Source organism: Vibrio sp. R10-SF1-ISO8 (assembly GCF_059833805.1).
In genome coordinates this window covers 609,801-628,021 of the sequence record NZ_JCBDHL010000019.1, presented here as the reverse complement: position 1 = coordinate 628,021, position 18,221 = coordinate 609,801, and the positions used below count along the sequence as shown (strand labels likewise).

The following is an 18,221-nucleotide window of genomic DNA, read 5'->3' as shown; positions in this document are numbered from 1 at the left end:
GGGTGGTTAGAACACACAATGCTTGGCGTAACTCGTTGCGTCGTTAGCGCTCCAATCGCCCTTTGGCTTGTCTTCTAAATCATTACACCATCCTTCACTTCCGACAGCGTCTTGCAACACACAGTGTTTAGCGTAGTCAACAGCTCCCTGAGCATTCCATTCGCTTTTAGGCTTATCAGCCATCTCGTCACACCAAGCTTGCGTTCCCACCTCAGTTTGGCAGGCGCTTAGCATTAGCAGCGTTACGAAAGAAAATACAATTTTTTTCATTTCAACTTCCAAATCTTATCTCTGCCTCACACTATACCTTAAAACAAGCATAGCGCCGCTTAATAGAGTCAATAAATAAAGAAAATGGCATATCGAAACGTTTCGATGGGTGATCTTAGTCACTTTGATAATAGAATAGTCACTATCAAAGTGGATCAATTTCACACTCTGTAGAATCGAATCTCGAATTTCTGAAGTGACGGATTATTATGCTATCGAAACGTTTCGATGAGTGTTTTCTCAATAACTGCCGAGGTAGAGAAAATAAAGCTTGCCGTACGATAAACGTGTTTTTGAAAGGTCGATGAGATGAAGAAAAGTACCCTTATAAATTCAGAACTTTCTTACTTGGTGGCGACATTGGGTCATACCGATGAGATTACGGTTTGTGATGCAGGCTTACCTATTCCTGATGAAGTGCAACGTATTGATTTAGCACTGACACATGGTGTTCCTTCATTTCTAGAAACAGTAAGAGTGCTATTAACAGAGTCCCAGATTGAGGGCGTTATTATTGCCGAGGAGTTTGCCAAGGTGAGCCCTGCTCATCACGAGGCTTTAATTAAAGAGCTTGCGACAGAAAGTGAGCTAAGCGGTAAGAAAATTGAAGTGATGTATGTGTCTCATGAAGACTTCAAAGCTCGCACAAAGCAGAGTCGAGCGGTCGTTCGTACTGGTGAATGCACACCTTATGCGAACGTTATATTTCAAGCAGGTGTGGTTTTTTAAGCCGCGGGATCGTAGGGAAGAATTATGACTCAAGCCATTCTTCAGCTGAGCTCCATTGAAAAGGCTTTCCCAGGTGTTAAAGCTCTGGACAAAGCAAGCCTGAATGTTTACCCCGGACGTGTTATGGCATTGATGGGAGAAAACGGAGCAGGTAAGTCGACTTTGATGAAAGTGCTTACGGGCATTTACACCAAAGACAGCGGCAGCATTCAATATCAAGGTGAAACCGCGGCCTTTAAAGGCCCAAGAGATTCTCAAGAAGCTGGGATCAGTATTATTCACCAAGAATTAAACCTCATTCCGGAACTGACTATTGCCGAAAACATTTTCCTTGGTCGAGAATTTACCAGCGCATTTGGTGGCATTCAGTGGGGAAAAATGTATGACGAAGCGGACAAATTACTGGCACGCTTGAACGTCAAACACAGCTCTAAGGCCTTGCTGGGTGACCTGAGTCTAGGTGAGCAGCAAATGGTCGAGATTGCGAAAGCACTGTCGTTCGAATCCAAAGTTATCATTATGGATGAGCCTACGGATGCCTTAACCGATACCGAGACCGAATCATTATTTAAAGTGATCAATGAGCTTCGTGCTCAAGGTTGCGGCATTGTTTATATCTCTCACCGTCTCAAAGAAATCTTTGAAATCTGCGACGACATTACCGTTCTTCGTGATGGCAAATTTATCGGAGAATGCCAAGTTTCTGATACCGATGAAGATGGCCTGATCGAGATGATGGTTGGTCGTAAACTTGATGAGCAATATCCGCGTATCGACGTTCGTCATGGTGAAACCTGCCTAGAAGTGATTGGTTTGACAGGTTCAGGTGTCCAAGACGTTACTTTTACTCTTAAACGAGGCGAGATCTTGGGTGTGTCTGGCTTGATGGGCGCAGGTCGCACTGAGCTAATGAAAGTCATCTACGGCGCACTGCCGAGTGAACGTGGTGTGATTAACCTAGACAACAAAACCATTAATCCAGTTAGCCCGCAAGATGGACTTGCGAATGGTATCGCCTATATCTCTGAAGACCGAAAAGGCGATGGCTTGGTACTAGGGCTTTCGGTTAAAGAGAATATGTCTCTTTGCGCATTAGATAAGCTGACCAAGGGTGGTCGCATTCAGCACAATGACGAAGTGGTTGCTGTTGAAGACTTCATCAAGCTTTTCAATATCAAAACCCCGACTCGCGACCAAATCATAGGCAACCTATCTGGTGGTAACCAGCAGAAAGTAGCGATTGCTAAAGGGTTAATGACCAAACCTAAAGTATTGATCTTGGATGAGCCGACTCGCGGTGTTGATGTCGGAGCGAAGAAAGAGATCTACCAACTTATCAACAAATTTAAAGCCGATGGCATGAGCATCATCCTTGTCTCATCGGAAATGCCCGAAGTGTTAGGCATGAGCGACCGCATCCTCGTGATGCACGAAGGTCGAATTAGCGGCGAGTTCGATGCAAAAGACGCCGACCAAGAAAAACTACTCGCCTGTGCCGTAGGCAAGAAGATTAATGAGGAAGCAGCATGAGTACCAATACCATGAGCAAACCAACGGAAACAAACAGCAAAAAACTGTTTAGTAAAGAGTGGTTAATTGAACAGAAATCGTTGATTGCACTCTTGTTTTTGATTGTTGTCGTATCATTTTTAAATCCGAACTTTTTTACGGTCGATAACATACTCAACATCCTGCGCCAGACATCGGTTAACGCCATCATCGCCGTCGGTATGACTTTGGTTATCTTGACCGCGGGTATCGATTTGAGCGTTGGCTCAGTATTGGCCCTTTGTGGTGCCTTCGCTGCGAGCTTAATCGCGATGGAAGTGCCTGTTCTAATTGCAGTACCAACAGCATTATTCGCCGGTGCCGCGCTAGGGGCAATCAGCGGCATTATTATCGCTAAGGGTAAGGTTCAAGCCTTTATTGCTACCTTGGTGACTATGACGCTGCTACGAGGCGTGACAATGGTGTATACCGACGGTCGACCAATTTCTACGGGCTTTACTGATACGGCAGATGCATTCGCTTGGTTTGGTACTGGCTACGCATTAGGTATCCCTGTTCCAGTTTGGCTAATGGTTATCGTATTTGCAGCCGCTTGGTACTTGCTTAACCACACTCGCTTTGGTCGCTATGTCTACGCCCTAGGTGGTAATGAGTCTGCGACTCGCCTATCTGGTATCAACGTTGACCGAGTGAAGATTGGTGTCTATGCCATCTGTGGTTTGCTTGCTGCACTGGCTGGCATCATCGTTACCTCACGCCTTTCGTCGGCACAACCGACTGCGGGTATGGGTTACGAGCTAGACGCGATTGCCGCAGTTGTACTGGGTGGCACTAGCCTAATGGGTGGTAAGGGCCGCATCATGGGCACACTTATCGGTGCGCTGATTATCGGCTTCCTAAACAATGCCCTAAACCTACTCGACGTTTCCTCCTACTACCAAATGATCGCTAAAGCAGTGGTAATTCTACTTGCGGTACTGGTAGACAACAAAAACAAGTAAATCATAACTAAATCGAGCCAAGTGACGTGTCTTGGCTCACCCTACACAAGGACTGAGAAAATGAAAAAACTAACGACTCTTATCTCTGCTGCACTACTTTCGTCAACCGTTTCCGTTTCAGCGCAAGCTCAGGACACGATGGCAATCGTATTGTCTACGCTAAACAACCCTTTCTTCGTTACGATGAAAGATGGTGCTGAAGCAAAGGCAAAAGAGTTAGGTTATGACCTAATCGTACTAGATTCGCAAAATGACCCAAGCAAAGAACTGTCAAACATCGAAGATCTGACTATCCGTGGTGTTAAGGCGATTCTAATCAACCCAACAGATTCAGATGCGGTATCTAACGCGATTCGCATGGCAAACCGTTCTAACATCCCAGTACTGACACTAGACCGTGGTGCGAGCCGTGGTGAAGTGGTGAGCCACATTGCTTCAGACAACGTTGTTGGCGGCGAAATGGCCGGTAACTACATCGTTGAAAAAGTGGGTATGAAAGCGAAAGTTATTCAACTTGAAGGTATTGCGGGTACTTCAGCGGCACGCGAGCGTGGTGAAGGCTTCATGAATGCGGTTAAAGGCAGTGACATGGACGTTCTTGCGAGCCAACCTGCAGACTTCGACCGTACTAAAGGTCTTAACGTAATGGAAAACCTGCTAGCGGCTAACCCAGATGTGCAAGCGGTATTTGCTCAAAATGATGAGATGGCTCTAGGTGCCCTTCGCGCGGTTCAAGCATCGGGTAAAGATGTCATGATCGTTGGCTTCGATGGTACAGATGATGGTATTGCAGCCGTTAACCGTGGCAAGCTTTCTGCGACAATTGCACAGCAACCAGATCTTATCGGTGCGCTAGGTATCGAAACGGCTGACAAAGTACTGAAAGGTTCCCAAGTAGAAGAGTACATCCCAGTACCACTGAAAGTTATCACTAAGTAGTGAGTTAGCCAATTTTGCCCTTCTCTCCGTTTATATCTGTCGTTTAGGGGAGAAGGGCGAATAGCCATGAGTTTTATTACAGAGCTCATCGCTATTACTCCTGTTCACATATAAGTGGCTCTAACAAGCCGAGGATTACCTTATGAATAAGTTAGTGGTGTTAGGTAGTGTAAACGCTGACCATGTTCTTCAAGTGCCTTCTTTCCCTCGCCCTGGCGAGACGTTACATGGTCGAAACTATCAAGTTATTCCTGGTGGTAAAGGGGCAAACCAAGCTGTAGCGGCTGCGCGATTAAATGCGGATATCGGCTTTATTGCTTGTGTTGGTGATGATGCGTTTGGCATCAATATTCGTGAAAATTTCAAGATGGATAATATCAACATTGCTGGCGTCAAAATGGAGCCAAACTGCCCTACAGGTATTGCAATGATTCAGGTTGCCGATAGCGGTGAAAACAGTATTTGTATTTCTGCAGAAGCGAATGCAAAACTGACTGCTGACGCTATTGAGTCAGACTTAGAGCAGATTCGTTCTGCCAAATACCTACTGACCCAATTGGAAACGCCGATTTGTGGCATTGAAAAAGCGGCCAAAGTGGCGAAAGAGGCGCGCACCAATGTGATTTTAAACCCTGCGCCAGCTCGCCCACTTTCTGATGAACTGCTAGCCTGTGTCGATGTGATCACACCAAACGAAACGGAAGCAGAAGTCCTTACAGGGATTACAGTGACAGATAACGATAGTGCGCAAGAAGCGGCGAATGAACTGCATCGTAAAGGGATTGAAATTGTTATGATTACCCTTGGCGCGAAAGGGGTTTGGCTAAGTCAAAATGGCCGTGGAGAGTTAATTTCTGGGTTCAAGGTTGATGCGACAGACACAACGGCGGCGGGAGATACCTTTAATGGGGCATTGGTCACTGGTTTGCTAGAAGATTTACCTTTAGAATCAGCGATCAAATTTGCTCATGCAGCAGCGGCTATCTCAGTGACGCGTTTTGGTGCTCAGACATCAATCCCATCTAGAGACGAAGTCGATGCCTTCTTAGCAGAGCGAAGCTAACTTATCGCTACAAGCAAGGAGAGAATGACATGGCGACAATGAAAGACATCGCAAGAGTTGCAGGTGTATCGACCTCTACGGTGAGCCATGTCATCAATAAATCTCGTTTTGTCAGTGAAGAGATCTCTGAGCGCGTTAACAACGCCGCTCGCGAGCTTAATTACCGTCCGTCTGCTTTAGCCCGCAGCCTTAAAGTCAATCGCACCAAAACCATCGGCATGTTGGTGACTACATCGACCAACCCGTTTTTTGGCGAAGTGGTAAAAGGGGTCGAGCGCAGTTGCTATCAACAAGGCTATAGCCTGATACTGTGTAATACCGAGGGTGACCACGAACGTATGCGCGAGTCGATTAATACCTTGCTGCAAAAACGTGTCGATGGCTTGATCTTGATGTGTTCTTCGCTCGAAGGTGAGCGCTTAGAAGTCTTTGAGCAATACCAAGACATTCCAGTCGTTGTCATGGACTGGGGACCGATGCTGTTTACCAGCGATAAAATTCAAGACAACTCGTTACGCGGCGGATACCTTGCGGCGAAGCACTTAATTGAGTCAGGCCATAAACAGATTGGTTGTATCACCGGCCCATTGGTCAAACACCAAGCTCAAATGCGTTATGAAGGGTATAAACGAGCACTTAACGAACACGGGTTGGAATTCAAAGCCAATTGGATCATCGAGTCCGACTTTGAGTGTGAAGGCGGCTACGAAGCGTTCAATAAAATGGTCGCGAAAGGACCACTACCAAGTGCACTTTTTGTCTGCAATGACATGATGGCGATGGGGGTGATCAATGCTGCGAACGAGAAAGGTATCCGGATTCCGGAGGAACTGTCCATTATTGGCTACGATGATATCCATATCGCAAAATTTATGAGCCCGTCTCTCACCACTATCCACCAACCTAAATACCGATTAGGTAAAGCGGCCGTAGAAGCACTGCTCAAGAAATTAGAAGGTGAATCAACAGATACTCAAGTGGTTCAACTCGAACCAACTTTGGTTAGCAGAGCAACCGTTCTTAAGTTGTGATAAAGGCAAAATCAAGCGTCAAACAATGAGTACAGTGAATTAGTCTTTGCTTAATGAGTAAGTAGTAAATATCTGCAAATTTGTGCTAAACCTAAAGAATGAACTCATTTGCGATATTAGGTACTACATGGAGTTGTTTGCCGACCAAAGACAGCAAGAAAGTCCTCTGAGTGATGGCCCAATTGATGAGGTTATTCCCTCAGTACCATGGACAGTACTGCTTGTAGATGATGACGCCCAAATGCACCAAGTTACTCGCTTGGCCTTATCTGGTTTTACTTTTGAAGGTCGTAAGCTCAATCTTATTTCTGCACATTCGGCGCAAGAAGCAAAAACTGTCTGCCAGCAAAATAGTGAAATCGCTCTGGCTCTAGTAGATGTAGTGATGGAAACAGAACACGCTGGACTGGAGCTTGTTAAGTTTATTCGTGAAGATTTAGGTAACAGCTTGATGCGAGTTGTTTTGCGTACAGGTCAGGCTGGCCAGGCTCCAGAAGATATCGTTATTCGTGAATATGAAATTGACGACTATAAAGAGAAGACGGAGCTCACTACCCAAAAACTCAAAACCTTGCTCTATTCGATGCTGCGCTCTTATCGCGACTTATGCCTTATTAATCAACAGAAATCAGGGCTTAAGAAAGTGATTGAGTCTTCCGCAAAAGTTCAAAATACTACGACGTTACAAGCCTATGCTGCCTCTGTTTTGGAACAGCTTACCTCGCTACTACAGCTCGAGAAATCAGCCTTTTACTGTCTAGTAAAGCCAAGGCCTAATGGTGAAGTGACACGAGCATTGACTTTAGCCGCAACGGGTGAGTATGTCGATTGCTATAGTGAGTGCGCATTCAATAAGTTGCCTGAAGAGGTCGCTAATCGTTGCCAACAAGCCCTTGAGCAGCGTCATTCGCAACATTTTGGCGATGCGTTTATTCTCTATACTAGTGATGAGCAGGGTGTAGATAGTCTCTTGTACGTCAATTTCCATAAAGACCTTTCCGAGTTGGATGTGCAGCTGCTTGAGATATACATGCAGAATATCGGTCTAACCTTCGAGAATCTGAGTCTTCTTATCGATATTAAAGAAACGTCAAAAGAACTTGTCTATAACCTCGCTAACGCTGTAGAAGCGCGTAGCCGCGAGACTGGTGCGCATGTTCAGCGAGTCTCACTTATCTGTGAAAAACTCGCACTTCTTTATGGTTTGAACGAACATGAAGCAAGTATGATGAAGCACGCTTCGCCTTTGCATGATGTCGGTAAAGTCGCGGTACCAGATTCGATTCTTCATAAACCCGGCAAACTTGATGCTGATGAGTGGGAGATCATGAAGAAACATGTCGACTACGGAGTGGAAATATTAAGCCGTTCAAAACGACGTTTGATTGTGATGGCAAAAGAAATTGCTGCTTACCACCACGAAAAGTGGGACGGCTCGGGATACCCTAATGGACTGAAAGGTGAGGAAATACCAATTAGCGGACGTATCGCCGCGCTTGCTGATGTGTTTGATGCTCTGGGCGCAAAACGAAGTTACAAAGAGCCGTGGAGTGATGAAGATATCCGTGCGGAGATCGTGAAACAAAAAGGGGCGCATTTTGAGCCGCAACTGGTCGAATTGCTTATTAACCATTGGGAGGAGTTCATCGAAATCCGCAACTCTCTGCCCGACTAGATGTTGTAATCTAAATGGTGTTCGGGAGAGTCATTAGCGGGTAAGTTCCTTGGCAGCCTTAGTTCAAAGTGAACCCCTTGACCGACTTCAGATTCGAATATCAGTTCACCTTTCAACTTCTGCTTAACCAGATTAAACACCAAGTTCAGCCCTAAGCCTGAGCCACCTTTACCTCTCTTTGTCGTGTAGAAAGGCTCGAAAATCTTCTGATGTAATGAGGCATCAATCCCACTGCCGTTGTCTCTGTACTCAAAAACCATAGTTTCCTCGTCTTCATGGAATTGAATCGATATTTGCGGTGTGCTTTGATCGTGAAAAGCGTGGTTGATGCTGTTCATAATTAGGTTAGAAATAACCTGAGTTAATACGCCCGGGAGACTGTTCATCGTTAATTTGGTATCGCCCTCAAGTACCGGAACTACAGGGAGTTTGCGTGTCTCTGGGTGTAGACTGGCGATTAAGGCATCCAACACCTGATATACTTGAAACTGGCTACGGCTTTCTGACACTTGATCGACCGCGGTTTGCTTGAAGTCTCGAATCAGTTTCGCGGCTCTGTTTAGATTATGTTCCAACATGGTGCTGCTGTCTGACATTCGCTCCATAATGGATTTGAACTGCTCTGTCGTGAGAGTTTGATTGGCAAAAGCTTGATTCGCTTCATGTGTCACATCGCGAATGACTGATGTCGCTGTCACTGCTATACCCAACGGTGTATTCACTTCGTGAGCAACACCCGCAACAAGCCCACCGAGGGCCGCGAGCTTTTCTGACTCAACAAGCTGTTCTTGGGTATGTTTAAGCTGCTCCATGCTTTGTTTCAAATCTAAGGTTCGAGTCGCCACTGTGTGTTCAAGATTTTGGTTCAGTTCTTCAAGTTCGATTTGGGTCAGCTTCAACTCGGTAATGTTGATGGCAGTGCCGCGAAACCCAAGGAAACGATCACTTTCATAGCGCGCTTTTGCTTGAAACAGCAGGTATTGGGTAATGCAGTTTAGTGTGATGGTCTCTTCACACATCGAAAAGGTGCTTCTTTGGCGAAGCTTTTCATGAAGTGAAGTGCAATGCTCCAACGCGGTTAGTTGATTCAATAGAGGCTTGCTGAGACTGTCTATGCCAAGCGCTTGTCTCATGCTGTCTGAACAATAAACAAGATGCCCTAACTCATCAGTCTCCCATAGCCAGTCTGAAGAGACATGGGCAAATTCTTTGAGACGCTCTTGCTCTTGTTTGATGTTGTCATAAAGCCGGGTGACGTTACTGGTGATTTTATTGGCTTCTTCGGCAAGCCAATCCAGCTCATCATCCTTTTCAGAAATCCAAGCTTGGTGTTCTAGCTCCAAAGGGTCTGCGGGATGGCGTGGGTTGTATTTACGAAGGTACTTGGCGATAGCAAAGATCCTTTGATTGACACTACGATGGAACACCATCAACACCAAATAACACACTAGTAGCGTTTTACCGGCATTGAGAAGCAAAGTGTAAACTGCTTGCCAAATTAGATAGTCATATATCTCTTGAGCATCAGACTGAACAAAAATATGCCCGATTTCCTCGACACGCGAAGTGTTCGGGTGCTTGTAGATCAAAGGATATTTTTTGGTTAGCGCGTTTTCCATTACTTCTGTGCCCGCTTCAAAAGTGTATCCTCCGCTTTCTACTCTTAGGTAATCCACTCTGGGGAGGTTCACCAGGCCATCTATTTCTTGCTGTAGAACCAATAGGTCAAAATCCCAGACTGAAGAAGCAATTAAAGGGGCGTGAATATCTCGGATTTCAAGCTGGCGTTGTTTAACAGTATCGAACTCTTTTTTATAGTCCCACGACAGTTGCAGTAATGTGGTAAACACAGTGATAAGGCCGCTCAGAAGCACCATGATCAGAATAATACGTCGTCCGATCCTGCTATAAAAAGGGCTATTCTGGCTTTGTTCGATGTCTTTACTACGCGTCATGGCATTAATTCTAAAGTTTATTTTTGAGTATAGACGTTCAAAGACTAATTGAATGGGAATGCCAGTGGAGACTTGAGCGGAGACAACTACACTAATAGAAAAGCAAGAGGAAACACTCATGCGTTGGATATTACTTTGTTTGGTTTTTTCGTCCCAAGTATTTGCAACTAAAGTATTGCTCATTGAAAGTTATCATTCTGAGTATCCATGGGATAAAAGTTATGTGGAAGGTATCAATGCTACCCTAGCTAGCACTGTAGAGCTGGAAACTTTTCAGATGGATACCAAACGTATCCCTAAGGCAGATTATGCGGGAAAAGCGATGGAGGCTTTTGCTAAATATAAGAGCTATAAGCCTGATATTGTCATGCTAGGTGATGACAATGCCTTGACCTATATGCTGCCTAAGCTGTTTGATGAGCCCATATCAATTGTGTTTTTGGGGATCAACTCCAACCCAAGAAAGCTACTCTCGAAGTATCGCGGTCAGGCAAAAGTAACTGGCGTGCTGGAGCGTCCACTTTTTACTAAATCTTTAGGGGAGCTTAGGAAGCTATTTGATGATCAAGATTTCAAGGTGAAGGTGTTGTTTGATTCAGGTGTGACGTCTCAAATCGCCAAAAGCTATATAGAAAAACAGTACACTTTAATCAGGGACAACCTTGGGATTGATGTTGATATCCAAGCTATTTCGACCAAAAATGAGTGGCATAGCCAAGTCAATGGGGCAAAGAATGACGGTTTTACGGTCATCATTGTTGGTTTGTATCAAACGCTTGTCGATGAACAAGGCAAAAATGTTCCAGCCGAACAGGTCATTAATTGGACCAACCAACATTCAGAGCTACCGATTTTTGCGTTTTGGGACTTTGCTGTCGGTGAAAAGAAAGCCGTTGGTGGCGTAGTATTGTTTGGCTATAGCCAGGGTGAGCAAGCTGCCAACTTGGTCACTCAAATAATTAACAGTGGGCATAGTAAACCGATTCCTATTGTGACAGGTAATCAGGGTAAGGCTATCTATGCAGAATCAGAGCGAGCGAGATGGAATATTGAAATGCCATCCCACTGGCGTTCAATTGACTAAATTATTACTTGCTCAGGCGCGGATATAGAGAAGTTTGAACTATGTCGGAGCAATTGATTTACAAATCACGGGATTACAGATAAAAAGAGCAAAAGAATTTGTAATTGATGACGATAATATAAAGTGATCAAACTAAGAAAGTAGAATTATGAGCGGATCAACCAGTACGATTTTAACGGAAAGTGGTACCAATGAACTTGAGATTATCGAGTTCCATTTGGTTAAGGAGCTGCCAGACGGTAGCAAGAAGACGTGCTATTACGGTATTAACGTCGCTAAGGTGAGAGAGGTTATCCAAGTCCCGGACACGACGGATTACCCCAACGCGCAGCCACATATGGTGGGTGTATTCTCGTCTCGGGATATTTTAACACCCTTAGTCGACCTCGCTGGTTGGTTGGGTGTACCAACGTCGAAAGATCTGCAGAAAAAGTTCGTCATTGTTACCGATTTCAACAATATGACTAATGGCTTCCTGATCGACAGTATTAGCCGAATTCATCGCATTTCTTGGAATGATGTAGAGTCTCCGAGTCAATTCCTTGAAGCCGGTGAGCAAGACTGTGTGGTCGCGGTAGTGCGCAAAGATGGCAACTTAATCATGATTCTCGACTTCGAGAAGATCATCGCTGACATCAACCCAGAACTGAGTATGGAAAAATACGATGTCACTTTAGATAAAAGTGTCGACTTAAATCAGCGTATGGTGGCTAAGCGAAATGCGAAAACCATCATGGTGGTGGACGATTCTGCTTTTATACGTTCTATGATCCAAGATACCTTGAGCTCTGCTGGGTACAACATTATTGCTTGTAAAGATGGTGGAGAGGCTCATGATAAATTAATGGGTCTAATAGACGTTGCCAAAGAAGAAGGGCTTCCAGTTAGCGAGTTCATTGACGGTGTAGTGACCGATGTTGAAATGCCACGTATGGATGGTATGCATTTAGTTAAACGCTTACGCGACAGTGACGCTTATTCGTCTGTTCCTATCGTGATGTTCTCATCTCTTATGAGTGAGGATAATCGTACTAAAGCACTGGCTTTGGGAGCGAACGATACGATCACCAAACCTGAGTTAGGTAAAATGGTGACCATGATGGATAAGTATATCTTTGGTAAAGAATCTTGAGCGCTTCTTCTCGTTACTAATCTTTCAAAAGGTACGCATTGCGTGCCTTTTGTCTTTCTTGCACCTTTCTCCACCACTCTTTCCACAAAAATATTGTAGTTTGACATTGAATTTAATAAACTAGTTTAAATTCAAACTAAAGTGTAGAACTATGAAACCAACAGATACGATAGGCGGATTGGTTGGCTTAGCTTCAAGAGTACTGACTAATGAGCTTGAAGCGCAATTTAGCCAAAGTGGGCTTAATTTGACGCGTGAGCAATGGATATTCTTGATGACAGTCATCGATGCAGAGCGTATTACTCCGCTCGAGCTGTCAAAGCAGTTGCTAAAGAATCGGGGTTCGGTGACTAGTCTGATTAAAGGATTGGAAAAGCGCGAGTTAATACACCGTATTACCTCAGAAACAGATGGAAGAAGTTATTCGATAGTCGCGACACAACAAGCGGTAGCAATGGTCGAGTCCTCGAAACATGTCGCATTTGGTGTATTGGGTAAAGCGCTGCACAATTTTGATAGTCAACAACAACAAAAACTTCACGAATTGCTCAACATGTTTGTGGAGAACTTACTAGGAGAAAATAATGGATAAACCATTCGAAGATCACGGCTTGTTTAGTTGGTGTGAACTGATGACGACCGATTTTGATAAGTCTTTCGAGTTTTACTCAAATGTGTTGGGCTGGACGCTAAGAGAAGTGCCGGGAAGAAATCAATCGCGCTATGCCTTAGTCATGAATGAAAATAGTTCAGAGCCGTTTGCTGGCATTCTGACGATGCCAGAGCTTTTAAAAGAGCGTGGCGTACCAAGTTTTTGGCAAGCCTATGTGACCGTAGAGGATGTGGATGCGACGTTAGAGAAAGCATTAGAAAATGGTGCGCAAGTGGTCATCGAGCCGATGGATATAGAACGTATTGGTCGCATTGCTTCATTTCGCGACCCTCTCGGTAGCGTATTGTCGGTAATTAAGTACGCGAGAAAGTAATATAAAAAGAGGCTCAAAAGAGCCTCTTTTTAAAGTTGCGATAGTTACACCTTAAAGAACCCAAGCTGCTGCTTTTGATTCTCGGCTAAGTTAGATAGCTCTTGGCTTGCTGCTGCTGATTGAGTAATACCGGTCACGTTTTGGCTGACAAGCTCGTAGATATTGCCAAGGTTCTTGTTGATGTCAGAAGTCACTTGACCTTGCTCTTCAGAAGCGACGGCGACTTGTGCGTTAAGCGTGGTAAGCTCCGATATCGAAGAGCTAATGTTACTCAGTGCTTCACTTACCTGCGCAGCTTGTTGCTGGTTTTGAGAGAGCATCTCTAGGCTAGAGTTCATGCTGTCGTTCGCACTACCAGACTGTCTTTGAAGCTCTTCGATGATGGTTTGAATCTCTTTGGTTGATTCTTGAGTGCGTGCCGCAAGCATACGTACTTCATCGGCAACCACTGCAAATCCACGGCCACTTTCACCTGCTCGCGCTGCTTCAATCGCAGCATTGAGTGCAAGTAGGTTGGTTTGCTCTGAAATACTTTCGATCACTTCGATCACTTTACCAATCTGTTCAGATTGATCTTTTAATGTGTTTACTACGCCTGCGGCCTGGTTAAGTTGGTCGGCCATCTTTTCACTTTGGCGAGTATTTTGTTCAAAGATCGCAAGGCTTTCACGTGCCAGTTTATCTGCACTGCTAGAAGCTTGATCCGCAAGGTTAGCATTTTGTGTAACTTCGGATGCGGTACTTTCCATCTGGTTGATAGCTGAAGCAACCTGTTCAACTTCGTTCTTCTCTTGATCTGAGTTGGCCGTTGATTGCGTCATTACAGCGGCAAGCTCTGTTGAAGCCGAAGCAACGTCGACACTAATGCGTACGAGCGAATCGACGGTTGTTTTAAGCTGTGCCACCGTCGAGTTGAAGTCTTTTGATAGGGCCGTGATCTCATTATTACCTTGCTCGGCAACGCTCACCTTAAGGTTACCTTGAGCAAGCTCCTGCATCGCTTTTTGTAGCTTTCTAATCGGGGTAACGATAATTCCCGCAAGGACCCAGCTAATAGCAAAAGCACCCAGCAACACAAAACCTAAGCCAATGATAGACTTGGTCATCACGCCTGAATGGATTTCACCATTGTGTTCTACCTCTGCTAAAGCGAGAAGATTAAGCTTGCTCGAAAGGTCTTCAATCGCTTTGACCATGAGATTACCTTTGTCGCGATAGAGGGAAGAAGCTTGATCATATTTGCGCTGGAACTCATCAGACACTGATGACTGACCATGCTTAGTATTGAGTAGTGGAACCATGGTATTGATTGAGTAACTAACATACCCTTCAATCGCCTCTTCCATCTGTTTTACTTCTCGTTGTAATCCATCGATATCACGCAGAGAGTCCAGTAAGCGTAAGTTGTCGTTCTGCTTTGCGAGAAGAGTAGATTGAAGCTGGGCGACATCCTCGGCACGAAACAAACTATAGATAGCTTTAATACGCATGCCATAAGTGTTGTCGATGATTTTTGTCAGCTCGTCTTTATGTTTAACCACGTTTTCAGTGGAAATGGTCACTTGATTGAACGCATGTTTTAAGCTGGTGGTGCTGTAGGTGATGCCGACAATGAGTAGTAACAATGTGAATACTACAGGTACGACGACCTGTAGCTTAATGGATAAGCCGTTTAGTAACTGGCGCATTTATAGTCCTCTCCGATGAAATATTAATAGTTTTATAATTGTTATAATGAGAGTGATTCTAATTCCTTTGATCTATAAATCAAAGGTGAAATCAGCAGGGTTTTTACAAATTTTGAACAGGCATTATGCAACTAAATTATTCATATTTTTCATTAGGTTAAAATGTGTTCAATTTTTCACATTTGGACACATTCAGCCGAATTTCAAACAGTACGATCTACTCTAATATTCGTTCTGGGACGGCGAAAAAGAAAAATTTAATCTGTCATACAGGCTTCAACGAAGTGAAACACAACTGTCATATTTGAGTCCTAAAGTGGGCACCGTTCAAGTGAAACACAACGGCAATAAAGCCACTTAAGGAAATTGTGATGAAAAAGACAGTAATCGGTGCAATCGCACTTCTAGGCGCAATGGCAGTGACTTCAGTTTCTGCTAAAGAAACTATCTCTGCAGTGGGCTCTAGCAGCGTAACTCCACTGATGGAAGTTTTCTCTGAAACATACATGAAGACACACAACAACGTGTTTATCGAAGTTCAAGGCCCTGGTTCTTCTGCTGGTGTAAAAGCAGCGAAAAACGGCAGTGCTGACCTTGGTATGTCTTCACGTAACCTGAAAGATTCTGAAAAAGAGCCAGCTCTTAAAGAACTAACAGTTGCACTAGACGGTATCGCAGTTGTTGTTAACCCAAAAAATGGTTTAGACAAGCTAACAGCTGAACAAGTAACGGCGATTTACAAAGGCGACATCACTAACTGGAAAGATGTTGGTGGTGCTGACAAGCCAATCGTAGCAATCACTCGTGACACAGCTTCTGGTACTCGTGGTGCATTCGAAGACATCATGAAGCTTAAGAAGAAAATCTCTGGTAAGAAGGTTTCTGCAATCTCTCAACGTGCTCAAGTTGCAAACGGTAACGGCGCACTGAAAACCATGGTTGCTTCAAACCCTTACGCTATCGGCTACATCTCTCTAGGTACAGTTGATAACTCTGTAAACGCGCTTTCAATCGACGGTGTGGCAGCAAACGTAGACAACGTTAAGAACGGTTCTTACAAAGTTGCTCGTCCATTCCTAGTTCTTTACAAAGAAGGTAAGCCATCTGCTGAAACTCAGAAGTTCCTAGACTGGATGGTTTCTGATGAAGCACAAGCTCTTGTTGATAACAAAGGCTACATCTCAGTTAACTAATTGCAGTTAACCCCACTTACTAAATTTGCTCAGCCCACCTTTTCGGGCTGAGCGTTTTCAATCCATTTCGACTCTGCTTTGCAGCTCGAACTGTGAGATTTTCATATGACCATCGCAAATAGTGAAAAGCTTATGAATACTGAAGCGACTCAACTAAACAAGTCAGGTCTGCGTGCCCAAAAACGTGTAGATTGGAAAGAAAGAATCTTCCACGGCCTGTTTTTAACCAGTGCGGTTATCGGTATTGTCTCTCTAGCGGTTATCGCTTACTTCATTGTTAAAGAAAGTATCCCTGCGTTCCAAGAAGCGGGTGTTTCTGGCATCGTCCTAGGCCAAGATTGGCTACCACCAGCGCTTTACGGCGTTGCTACTATGATCGTTGCCTCTGTGGTATCCACCTTAGGTGCGGTTGTGGTTGGTGTGCCAGTTGGTGTTCTAACGGCGATTTATATTGCTGAAATCGCGCCTAAACGTGTTGCTGACATTATTCGCCCTGCGGTAGAGCTGTTGGCGGGTATCCCTTCGGTCGTTTACGGCTTCTTCGGTTTGGTAATCATCGTTCCTCTGATTCAAAATATCTTCAATGTTCCGGCTGGTAACACGATTCTAGCGGGTATCATCGTGCTAGGTGTGATGATTCTTCCAACGGTTATCACGGTATCTGAAACGTCGATTCGCGCAGTACCAAGAACCTATAAAGAAGGCTCATTGGCACTAGGTGCTTCGAAGATCTTTACTATCTTCAAACTGTTAGTGCCTGCTGCTCGAAGCGGTATCATGACAGGTGTGATTTTGGGTATCGGCCGCGCGCTGGGTGAAACCATGGCAATCATCATGGTTATGGGTAATGCGCCAGCGATGCCTGAGGGTATCCTTGACTCTGCACGTACTCTAACAGCGAACATTGCGATTGAAATGTCTTACGCAAGTGGTGTCCACGCGAACGCACTCTACGCAACCGGTGTTGTTCTACTGGTGTTTATTATGTCTCTGAATGCGGTTCTGCTTTACCTTAACCGTGAAAAAGCGAAGTAATGACTATGTCTCAAGTAAATCAATCACCTAATAAGACAAAGGCCTCGCAAATGGATACAGCAAAACTTAAGAAAGCTCGTCAGACCAAAGACAATATCCTAAATGCCTTCATTTGGGCTGCTGCGGCGCTAACGGTTGGATTCCTGTTCTGGATTATCTGGTACATTCTTTCCAATGGGCTCCAGCATGTGGACTGGGCGTTCATTACCGATAACTACACCGCGACTGGCGAAGAAAAGGGTATTTTCCCGATGATCGTCTCGACCATCTACATGGTTATTGCATCGATCGCGGTTGCGGCTCCACTTGGCATTATGACGGCCATCTATCTAACTGAGTATGCGAAGGTGGGTAGCCGATTAGTTAAAGTTATTCGTTTCTGTACTGAGTCGTTGGCCGGTATTCCATCGATTATCTTTGGTCTATTTGGTATGACCTTCTTCGTGGCGATTCTTGGTCTTGGCTTCTCGATTCTATCGGGTGCTTTAACTCTGAGTATTCTTATTCTGCCAGTCATTATCCGTACTACGGAAGAGGCGTTAATGGCAGTACCACAAACATACCGTGAAGGCTCTTATGCACTGGGTTCTTCAAAAATCTATACTATCTGGCGTCTTATTCTACCGAGCGCGACACCAGGTATCTTAACTTCGGTCATTCTAAGTATTGGTCGTGTAATTGGTGAATCCGCACCTGTGTTTCTAACAGCAGGTATGGTAGCGCGAGTTCCAGATTCTCTTCTCGACTCAGGACGCACACTAACGGTTCACCTTTATAAGCTAACTACCGAGCTGTTCACTATTGAAGAGTGGAATCAAGCATACGGTACAGCAACAGTGCTGATTGTCGTGGTCTTATTGATCAATATGACAACCAAATTTATCGCTAGCCGCTTTAACAAAGCCACCTACTAAAGCTAGCCCTAGTCAGC

General features: G+C 44.7%; 17 protein-coding genes. 14 read left to right on the top strand and 3 right to left on the bottom strand.

Annotated elements, in window-relative coordinates; all coding sequences use genetic code 11:
* Positions 1-6 precede the first annotated feature (6 nt).
* Positions 7-270 (bottom strand): DUF3012 domain-containing protein, encoded by a 264-nt coding sequence (locus AC6R00_RS17860; protein WP_500641420.1) that lies wholly within the window; start codon positions 268-270, stop codon positions 7-9.
* A gap of 309 nt (positions 271-579) precedes the next feature.
* On the opposite strand from AC6R00_RS17860, the gene rbsD reads away from it, so the two are divergent.
* The 7 genes from rbsD (at position 580) to AC6R00_RS17825 (ending at position 8,217) form a co-directional block, all read left to right on the top strand.
* Positions 580-999 (top strand): D-ribose pyranase, encoded by a 420-nt coding sequence (gene rbsD, locus AC6R00_RS17855; protein ID WP_500641419.1) that lies wholly within the window; start codon positions 580-582, stop codon positions 997-999.
* Positions 1,000-1,023: 24 nt separating this feature from the next.
* A complete protein-coding gene (rbsA, locus tag AC6R00_RS17850; protein WP_500641418.1) occupies positions 1,024-2,529 on the top strand; it encodes a ribose ABC transporter ATP-binding protein RbsA in 1,506 nt (501 codons plus the stop codon).
* Positions 2,526-3,509 (top strand): ribose ABC transporter permease, encoded by a 984-nt coding sequence (rbsC, locus tag AC6R00_RS17845; RefSeq protein ID WP_004745593.1) that lies wholly within the window; start codon positions 2,526-2,528, stop codon positions 3,507-3,509. The genes rbsA and rbsC overlap by 4 nt, the downstream gene beginning before the upstream one ends.
* Positions 3,510-3,569: 60 nt before the next feature.
* The gene (gene rbsB / locus AC6R00_RS17840; RefSeq protein ID WP_500641417.1) at positions 3,570-4,448 is read left to right on the top strand and encodes a ribose ABC transporter substrate-binding protein RbsB; all 879 of its coding nucleotides are present in this window, start codon (positions 3,570-3,572) and stop codon (positions 4,446-4,448) included.
* A 142-nt stretch (positions 4,449-4,590) separates the two neighbouring features.
* Positions 4,591-5,511, top strand: coding sequence for a ribokinase (gene rbsK / locus AC6R00_RS17835; protein ID WP_500641416.1), 921 nt, complete (start codon positions 4,591-4,593; stop codon positions 5,509-5,511).
* Positions 5,512-5,540: 29 nt separating this feature from the next.
* Entirely contained in the window at positions 5,541-6,542 is a 1,002-nt protein-coding gene (locus AC6R00_RS17830; RefSeq protein WP_500641415.1) for a substrate-binding domain-containing protein, read from the top strand.
* Between the two features lie 127 nt (positions 6,543-6,669).
* Positions 6,670-8,217: a DUF3369 domain-containing protein gene (locus AC6R00_RS17825; RefSeq protein ID WP_500641414.1), complete on the top strand. Its 1,548-nt coding sequence runs from the start codon at positions 6,670-6,672 to the stop codon at positions 8,215-8,217.
* On the opposite strand, the gene AC6R00_RS17820 is transcribed toward AC6R00_RS17825, so the two are convergent.
* A complete protein-coding gene (locus AC6R00_RS17820) occupies positions 8,214-10,172 on the bottom strand; it encodes a PAS domain-containing sensor histidine kinase (RefSeq protein WP_500641413.1) in 1,959 nt (652 codons plus the stop codon). The two genes, AC6R00_RS17825 and AC6R00_RS17820, sit on opposite strands and share 4 nt — an antisense overlap.
* Before the next feature lie 118 nt (positions 10,173-10,290).
* Here AC6R00_RS17820 and AC6R00_RS17815 point away from each other — a divergent pair, with 118 nt between their 5' ends.
* The 4 genes from AC6R00_RS17815 to AC6R00_RS17800 all read left to right on the top strand — a co-directional run bounded on the left by AC6R00_RS17815 (position 10,291) and on the right by AC6R00_RS17800 (position 13,374).
* Positions 10,291-11,256 (top strand): ABC transporter substrate-binding protein, encoded by a 966-nt coding sequence (locus tag AC6R00_RS17815; protein ID WP_500641412.1) that lies wholly within the window; start codon positions 10,291-10,293, stop codon positions 11,254-11,256.
* Positions 11,257-11,404: 148 nt separating this feature from the next.
* Positions 11,405-12,388, top strand: a complete 984-nt coding sequence (locus AC6R00_RS17810; protein WP_425667271.1) for a chemotaxis protein — start codon at positions 11,405-11,407, stop codon at positions 12,386-12,388.
* 151 nt (positions 12,389-12,539) lie between these two features.
* Positions 12,540-12,980, top strand: a complete 441-nt coding sequence (locus tag AC6R00_RS17805) for a MarR family winged helix-turn-helix transcriptional regulator (protein ID WP_500641411.1) — start codon at positions 12,540-12,542, stop codon at positions 12,978-12,980.
* Positions 12,973-13,374, top strand: a complete 402-nt coding sequence (locus AC6R00_RS17800) for a VOC family protein (protein ID WP_500641410.1) — start codon at positions 12,973-12,975, stop codon at positions 13,372-13,374. The genes AC6R00_RS17805 and AC6R00_RS17800 overlap by 8 nt, the downstream gene beginning before the upstream one ends.
* 44 nt (positions 13,375-13,418) lie before the next feature.
* On the opposite strand, the gene AC6R00_RS17795 is transcribed toward AC6R00_RS17800, so the two are convergent.
* Complete coding sequence (locus AC6R00_RS17795) at positions 13,419-15,062, bottom strand: methyl-accepting chemotaxis protein (protein WP_500641409.1); 1,644 nt, start codon at positions 15,060-15,062, stop codon at positions 13,419-13,421.
* 371 nt (positions 15,063-15,433) lie between these two features.
* Here AC6R00_RS17795 and AC6R00_RS17790 point away from each other — a divergent pair, with 371 nt between their 5' ends.
* The 3 genes from AC6R00_RS17790 (at position 15,434) to pstA (ending at position 18,204) form a co-directional block, all read left to right on the top strand.
* Positions 15,434-16,255 carry a phosphate ABC transporter substrate-binding protein gene (locus tag AC6R00_RS17790; protein ID WP_272788094.1) on the top strand — a complete coding sequence of 274 codons (822 nt, stop codon included), beginning with the start codon at positions 15,434-15,436 and terminating at the stop codon, positions 16,253-16,255.
* A gap of 105 nt (positions 16,256-16,360) precedes the next feature.
* Positions 16,361-17,290, top strand: coding sequence for a phosphate ABC transporter permease subunit PstC (gene pstC / locus AC6R00_RS17785; RefSeq protein ID WP_004745605.1), 930 nt, complete (start codon positions 16,361-16,363; stop codon positions 17,288-17,290).
* A 50-nt stretch (positions 17,291-17,340) separates the two neighbouring features.
* Positions 17,341-18,204, top strand: a complete 864-nt coding sequence (pstA, locus tag AC6R00_RS17780) for a phosphate ABC transporter permease PstA (protein WP_004745606.1) — start codon at positions 17,341-17,343, stop codon at positions 18,202-18,204.
* Positions 18,205-18,221: the final 17 nt, after the last annotated feature.

What these genes read in the sequence shown, in the direction of transcription:
- AC6R00_RS17860 (WP_500641420.1), bottom strand. Translation starts at nt 270, where the DNA reads ATGAAAAAAATTGTATTTTCTTTCGTAACGCTGCTAATGCTAAGCGCC.
- rbsD (WP_500641419.1), top strand. Translation starts at nt 580, where the DNA reads ATGAAGAAAAGTACCCTTATAAATTCAGAACTTTCTTACTTGGTGGCG.
- rbsA (WP_500641418.1), top strand. Translation starts at nt 1,024, where the DNA reads ATGACTCAAGCCATTCTTCAGCTGAGCTCCATTGAAAAGGCTTTCCCA.
- rbsC (WP_004745593.1), top strand. Translation starts at nt 2,526, where the DNA reads ATGAGTACCAATACCATGAGCAAACCAACGGAAACAAACAGCAAAAAA.
- rbsB (WP_500641417.1), top strand. Translation starts at nt 3,570, where the DNA reads ATGAAAAAACTAACGACTCTTATCTCTGCTGCACTACTTTCGTCAACC.
- rbsK (WP_500641416.1), top strand. Translation starts at nt 4,591, where the DNA reads ATGAATAAGTTAGTGGTGTTAGGTAGTGTAAACGCTGACCATGTTCTT.
- AC6R00_RS17830 (WP_500641415.1), top strand. Translation starts at nt 5,541, where the DNA reads ATGGCGACAATGAAAGACATCGCAAGAGTTGCAGGTGTATCGACCTCT.
- AC6R00_RS17825 (WP_500641414.1), top strand. Translation starts at nt 6,670, where the DNA reads ATGGAGTTGTTTGCCGACCAAAGACAGCAAGAAAGTCCTCTGAGTGAT.
- AC6R00_RS17820 (WP_500641413.1), bottom strand. Translation starts at nt 10,172, where the DNA reads ATGACGCGTAGTAAAGACATCGAACAAAGCCAGAATAGCCCTTTTTAT.
- AC6R00_RS17815 (WP_500641412.1), top strand. Translation starts at nt 10,291, where the DNA reads ATGCGTTGGATATTACTTTGTTTGGTTTTTTCGTCCCAAGTATTTGCA.
- AC6R00_RS17810 (WP_425667271.1), top strand. Translation starts at nt 11,405, where the DNA reads ATGAGCGGATCAACCAGTACGATTTTAACGGAAAGTGGTACCAATGAA.
- AC6R00_RS17805 (WP_500641411.1), top strand. Translation starts at nt 12,540, where the DNA reads ATGAAACCAACAGATACGATAGGCGGATTGGTTGGCTTAGCTTCAAGA.
- AC6R00_RS17800 (WP_500641410.1), top strand. Translation starts at nt 12,973, where the DNA reads ATGGATAAACCATTCGAAGATCACGGCTTGTTTAGTTGGTGTGAACTG.
- AC6R00_RS17795 (WP_500641409.1), bottom strand. Translation starts at nt 15,062, where the DNA reads ATGCGCCAGTTACTAAACGGCTTATCCATTAAGCTACAGGTCGTCGTA.
- AC6R00_RS17790 (WP_272788094.1), top strand. Translation starts at nt 15,434, where the DNA reads ATGAAAAAGACAGTAATCGGTGCAATCGCACTTCTAGGCGCAATGGCA.
- pstC (WP_004745605.1), top strand. Translation starts at nt 16,361, where the DNA reads ATGACCATCGCAAATAGTGAAAAGCTTATGAATACTGAAGCGACTCAA.
- pstA (WP_004745606.1), top strand. Translation starts at nt 17,341, where the DNA reads ATGGATACAGCAAAACTTAAGAAAGCTCGTCAGACCAAAGACAATATC.